This is a genomic window from Actinomyces sp. Z5, from assembly GCF_003287795.1.
Classification (GTDB): domain Bacteria; phylum Actinomycetota; class Actinomycetes; order Actinomycetales; family Actinomycetaceae; genus Actinomyces; species Actinomyces glycerinitolerans.
The window spans coordinates 109,436-114,757 of the sequence record NZ_QMIN01000098.1; the positions used below are offsets into that span (position 1 = coordinate 109,436).

At 68.0% G+C, this 5,322-nt stretch carries 5 protein-coding genes; 3 read left to right on the forward strand and 2 right to left on the reverse strand.

Features of this window, described 5'->3' with window-relative positions:
- A partial coding sequence (locus tag DRB06_RS13435) for a LytTR family DNA-binding domain-containing protein (RefSeq protein WP_146750901.1) occupies positions 1-178 on the reverse strand: 178 nt, incomplete at its 3' end.
- Positions 175-1,305, reverse strand: coding sequence for a sensor histidine kinase (locus tag DRB06_RS13440; RefSeq protein WP_258522267.1), 1,131 nt, complete (start codon positions 1,303-1,305; stop codon positions 175-177). The genes DRB06_RS13435 and DRB06_RS13440, both read right to left, overlap by 4 nt.
- Positions 1,306-1,477: 172 nt before the next feature.
- Here DRB06_RS13440 and DRB06_RS13445 point away from each other — a divergent pair, with 172 nt between their 5' ends.
- Genes DRB06_RS13445 through DRB06_RS13455 form a run of 3 tightly spaced genes read left to right on the forward strand, consistent with a single transcriptional unit; the run spans position 1,478 to position 4,779 of the window.
- Positions 1,478-2,428, forward strand: coding sequence for an ABC transporter ATP-binding protein (locus DRB06_RS13445; RefSeq protein ID WP_111820228.1), 951 nt, complete (start codon positions 1,478-1,480; stop codon positions 2,426-2,428).
- 1 nt (position 2,429) lies between these two features.
- Positions 2,430-3,578 carry an ABC transporter permease gene (locus DRB06_RS13450; RefSeq protein ID WP_111820223.1) on the forward strand — a complete coding sequence of 383 codons (1,149 nt, stop codon included), beginning with the start codon at positions 2,430-2,432 and terminating at the stop codon, positions 3,576-3,578.
- Positions 3,565-4,779 carry an ABC transporter permease gene (locus DRB06_RS13455; RefSeq protein WP_181575276.1) on the forward strand — a complete coding sequence of 405 codons (1,215 nt, stop codon included), beginning with the start codon at positions 3,565-3,567 and terminating at the stop codon, positions 4,777-4,779. The genes DRB06_RS13450 and DRB06_RS13455 overlap by 14 nt, the downstream gene beginning before the upstream one ends.
- Positions 4,780-5,322: the final 543 nt, after the last annotated feature.

Genomic DNA, 5,322 nt, shown 5'->3' on the forward strand with positions numbered 1-5,322 from the left:
CGGCTCCGGGCATCTGTATGTCCAACAACACCACGTCGGGGTGCGCGTCTCGGAAACCGGCTACCGCCTCCAGGCCGCTGGCGCCCACACCGACCACGTCGATATCCGCCTCGGCCCCCAGGATCGTCGCCAGGGAATGGGCGAGCAGACGATCGTCGTCGACGATTAGTACCTTCACGTGGTCTCCTTCGGGATGGTGGCGAGCACCGTGAACCTCGGAGAAGTCAGGATACGGAGCGTTCCCCCCAGGGACTCGACCCGATCGGTCATGGAACGTGTGCCGAGCCCCATGCCGTCGGCGTCCGGACGTGCGCTCAGCAGCGGCTGTGGGGACTCGGCCCACGCCGGGACGGAGCCGTCGTTGGCGATCGTCAGCCGCCAGAATCCGGGGAAGTCCGCGACCGTCACCCAGGCGGTCCTCGCCTCGCCGTGGCGGGCGGCGTTGGTCAGGGCCTCGCGTGTCACCGCGACCAGGCAGCGCGTCACCAGTGCCGGTGGAGACGCGTCGGGAGCACAATCGACCCTCACCTGCGCGACGCCACAGCCCACAGCGAGCCGGTTGAGAGCCACGGCCAGGTCCTCGCCCGTGTCGTCCAGGGCATGAACCCCTGCGCGCATGGCCGACAGCGCCTCGTCAGCTGTCTGCGCAATCTGCCTCAGTTCGGCCACCGCAGCCGAGTCATCCCGGTGGGCGGCTTGGGCGGCGTGCACCTGGAACAGCAGACGAGTGAGCAGGTGCCCGACGCCGTCGTGAATCTCCCGGGCAATCCGAGTGCGCTCCGACAAGGCCGCGGCACGCGTCTCGTACTCTTGAGCCTGCTCCAGCTGAGCCTGCGTCTCCTGCAGCGCGGTAACCCGATGCTGTAGATCGTCCCGAACGGCGTGCAAGGCGCTGCGGGCACGGTCCACCTGCCCGGTGCGCACCGCCAGCAGGGCGGCCACCGCCGCCAGGGCCGCCGCCACCGACACAACGGCCCCAGAATCACGCCGCAGCGCCAACACCAGGGGTGCCACACAGATCACCGCGCCGCCCCATGCCCAACGGCCCCGATCCGAGACCGCCCCCACCAGCTCATAGACGGCCAGTGGCACTCCCACGGCGGCCGCAGAGTCCGCGCATCCCGCCAGCAGGTAGGCGGCCGGCAGGGCACCCACGGCCGGCCACCGCCCCCAGGCGGCACAGGTCCCACTGCAGGTGACGGCAACCAGGAACCACACGATCGTCGTCGGCGTGGGCATCCCGAACACCAGCACCAGGGGGACGCAGGCCGCCAGCACCACGGTCCTGTCCGTCAGCTCCCTCACGCACCGATTATCAGCCACGGCGGCGCGGCGAGTGCGCGGACGGTGACAGCCCCTGACATTTGTCACGACCGGGCCGCCACCTCATGACAGCAGGCACTTCCGGCACCGTGCCGCCTCGCGCAACCATGGCCCCGAACCCGATCGACGGGCGAAAGGAGACGACGTGTCCGACATGGCGGTGGTCGTTGATGACCTGGTCAAGCGCTACGGGGAGCTGGTAGCCGTGGACGGGCTGTCGCTGGAGGTCGCCTCGGGCGAGATACTCGGGCTGCTCGGCCCGAACGGCTCGGGTAAGACCACGGCGATCAATTGCATACTGCAGCTGCTTACCTACAACCGGGGCGAGATCCGCGTATTCGGCGAGCCGATGTCGGCCACCGCCTACGAGCTCAAGCGGCGAATCGGGGTGGTGCCGCAGGAGGTGGCCGTCTTCGAGGAGCTCACAGTCCGGGAGAACATCGACGCCTTCTGCGCCCTGTACGTCTCCGATCGCGCCCGGCGTCGCGAGCTGGTGCAGGAGGCGATCGACTTCGTGGACCTGGGGCGGTTCGCCAGGTTCCGCCCCAAGAAGCTCTCCGGCGGGCTGCTGCGCCGCCTGAACATCGCCTGCGGCATCGTGCACCGCCCCGATCTAATCATCCTGGATGAACCCACCGTGGCCGTCGACCCGCAGAGCCGCAGCGCCATCCTCGACGGGATAAAACACCTCAACACCCGCGGCGCCACCATCGTCTACACCAGTCACTACATGGAGGAGGTGGAGCAGCTTTGCACGCGGATCATCATCATGGACCGGGGCAGGCAGATCGCCGGCGGCACCGCCAGCGAGCTCAAGGCGATGATCGGCACCGGTGAACGCATCCGCGTGGAGGTCGTCTCCCCCGCCGAGCTCGGCGAGCGCGAGCTGGAGCCGGTGCGTCGAGCGGAGCACGTCCGCACCGTCACCTACGAGCCGCCCGAGCTGGTCGTCGAGTGCGCGCCGGGGGCGCACAACCTAGCCGACGTGCTGGCGGCACTGGCGGCGGTGGACGTGACTTGTGGCCGGGTGGCCTCCGAGCCGCCGACCCTGAACGACGTGTTCCTGGAGATCACCGGCCGGGCGCTGCGCGACGAGGCGGCCTGATATGCGCTCCGTCTTCCGTTACCAGGTGCTCCGGCTCCTGCGCGACAGGATCCTGCTGTTGTGGACACTCGGTATGCCGATCGCACTGTCCCTGATGTTCATGATGATGTTCTCCGGGCTGGAGGCGGGTTACGCCGTCGACCCCATCCGGGTCGGGATCGTGCGTGATGATGCCTACGCGGCCGAGGCGGGATTGGGTGGCGCCCTTGACACCGTCTCCGCTGACGACGCCGAACTGCGGCTGCTCGATCCCGTGGCCTACGACACCGCGGAGCAGGCCGAGGCGGCCGTTCGCGACGGCGCGGTGGTCGGCTACATCGCGGTCCAGAGTGGCACGCCCGTGCTGCACCTGTCCCCGGAAGGCAATGACCTGTCCACCACCCCGGTACTGCGCGCCATGCTGGACACCTACGTGCACAGCCGCGACGAGATCACCTCGCTGATCGCCACGGGAGCATCGCCCGCGGATGCCGCCGCCGCAGTACAGGACCGCCACGCATTCACCACCGAGGTCCAGGTCACCCGCGTGCCCGGAAAGCCCGAGGTGCCGTATTACTTCGCGCTGCTCGCCTTCACCAGCGGCATGGGTATGACGATCGCGGTAGTCGCCATCCGGGAGATCACCGCCCCTTCAGGGCCTCTGGCGGCGCGCCGCAACCTGGGGGCACTGCCGCGCTGGAGACTGCTCCTGGGGACGCTTTCCGCGGCCTGGGCATGCACCTGGGCCTGCCTGGTACTGGCATTCATATTCATGCGATTCGTGGTGGGTGTGGACTTCGGCCCCTACACGGCGCTATGCCTGTTGGCAATCGGGATCTCCAGCCTCATGGCCTGCGCCGCCGGCTCGGTCCTGGGAACCTTCCCGCGGATGCCGCTGGGCGGAGTCTCGGCAATCAGTTGCCTACTGTCCCTGTTCTGCGGGCTGTACGGCACCGCCTCACAGCGACTGGCCAATGCCATCGAACTCAGCGCCCCGCTGGCGTCCCAGCTCAATCCCCTATGGCAGGCGACCCGATGCTTCTACGGGCTGCTCTACTACGACTCCCTGGAGCCATTCGCTCGCAGCTGCGCCGTGCTGGCGGGTATGAGCGTCATATTCCTGCTGATCGCCCTAATGCGCATGCGGAGGACGAACCATGAGTACCTTTAAGACCTCGCTGCGGATTCTGGTGGCGCACCGCCTCTACATCCTGATCTACCTGGTGCTCATGAGCGCGGGCGCTGTCTTCGTCGGGACCGGCTCCGGCAACGCGACCGACGCCGGCGTCACCCAGGTGACGGCGGATGTTGCCGTGATCGACCGCGACGACTCCGCGGTATCCCGGGCACTGGCCGAATACGTGGGCTCCGTCGGCAACACCCAGCCGCTGGAAGACACCAAACAGGCACTCCAGGACGCCACCGCCAAGGACCGCATCCAGTACATCCTGATCATCCCCGCCAGCTTCGGCGAGGAGCTACAGGCCGCGGCCCAGGACGGAACCCAGCCGCCCGCCGTGGAGACCGTCGTCAGCTACCGGTCCTACATGGGCTCACTCATGAACGTGCACACCAACTCGTACCTGAACCAGGTCTACGACTATCTGCATGCCCTGAACACGGATGCCACCGGCACCCAGTCCGCCGAACAGTCCGTGGAGCGGGCCGTGACCCTGGCAAAAGGTTCAATGCGCGGCGGCTCCGCCGCTCGGCTCATCACCCAAGACGCACTCCCTCTGCCGGAGTCCTTGAAGCTGTATACGCTGTTCTCACTGTTCCCGCTGACAGCCTTCTGCGTGGTAGCGATTGCGGTGCTCATGGCCTCCCTCAACCGACCTCCCGTGCACTCCCGCGTGTCTTCCGCGCCCGTGACCGGCCGCTCACGCGGCCTGGGGCTGCTGGGCGCATGTCTTCTAGTGGGTCTGTTGGCATGGTTGTGGTTCTTCTGCCTGGGCACTGCGGTCTTCGCCGCCGATCGCATCGTGGATGCGGCACCACGGCTGGGGGTGATCGGTCTCGCGCTGGCCGCGTATACCCTGAATGGAGTAGCCATGGGCTTCCTCGTGGGGCAACTGCGACTGGGGGAGAACGCCGCGAACGCCATCGCAGTCATCGGCGGCATGGCATTCTCCGTCCTAGCGGGCGCGTGGGCCCCCCTGGACATGCTGCCCGACGCCGTGATCGCGGTCGCGCGGCTCACACCCGGATATTGGGCCACCCTGGCCACCGGTGGCGCCTTCAACGCCGGCTCGACCTCCGCCCAGGTGCTCACGCCGCTGCTCGGGTACTGCGGGATATGCGCCCTGTTCGCCGTCGCCATCGGAGCCGTCGGCCTGGGTGTCGGCCGCTCACGGGCACGTGCGGCGGTCTAACCAGACATCGAGTCATCGGCAGAAATGTCCATCGGTGCCCACTTTCACCGCAACCAGCCCATAGTTTCACGGCTCTTCGCGTTTGTGGGTGTGGTGGTTCGGGCTCGCGGGTGGTCGTGTTCGGCGCGCTGTTCGGCGCGGACGGGTCCGACTTGGTGGTCGTGTTCGGGACGATGAGGTCGTGCTCGGGCGTGCGGGAAGCGAGGTCGGGGGTCCTGCGCGGACGTTCTGAGGCTGACGACGACGTCACCGGCGGCGGGGATGTCCTCGGGGCGGTGTCACGGGCGTGGAGCGAGTGGGATCGAGGCCAGGGCGCGGTCGTTGGGTACGCCCCTTCGGCGTCTGCTACGCCAGTTTGACCTCCCCAGACCCCTTCAGCAGACACCCAACCGGCGTAGTAAACAGGTGCTTCCGGTTTGCGGGTGTGAGGTCCGGCCGGGGCTGTGGTGTGGGGTGGTGGTCGGTGCGGTGCGGTCGTGCTCGGGTCGGCGGGGACGTCGTCGGGCCGCCGAGGACGCTCTCCCGTGAGGCGTCCTCGAGGGC

Bases quoted from the DNA above. Each gene is read 5' to 3' on its own strand.
- DRB06_RS13450 (WP_111820223.1), top strand. From the start codon at position 2,430: ATGCGCTCCGTCTTCCGTTACCAGGTGCTCCGGCTCCTGCGCGACAGG.
- DRB06_RS13455 (WP_181575276.1), top strand. From the start codon at position 3,565: ATGAGTACCTTTAAGACCTCGCTGCGGATTCTGGTGGCGCACCGCCTC.
- DRB06_RS13445 (WP_111820228.1), top strand. From the start codon at position 1,478: ATGGCGGTGGTCGTTGATGACCTGGTCAAGCGCTACGGGGAGCTGGTA.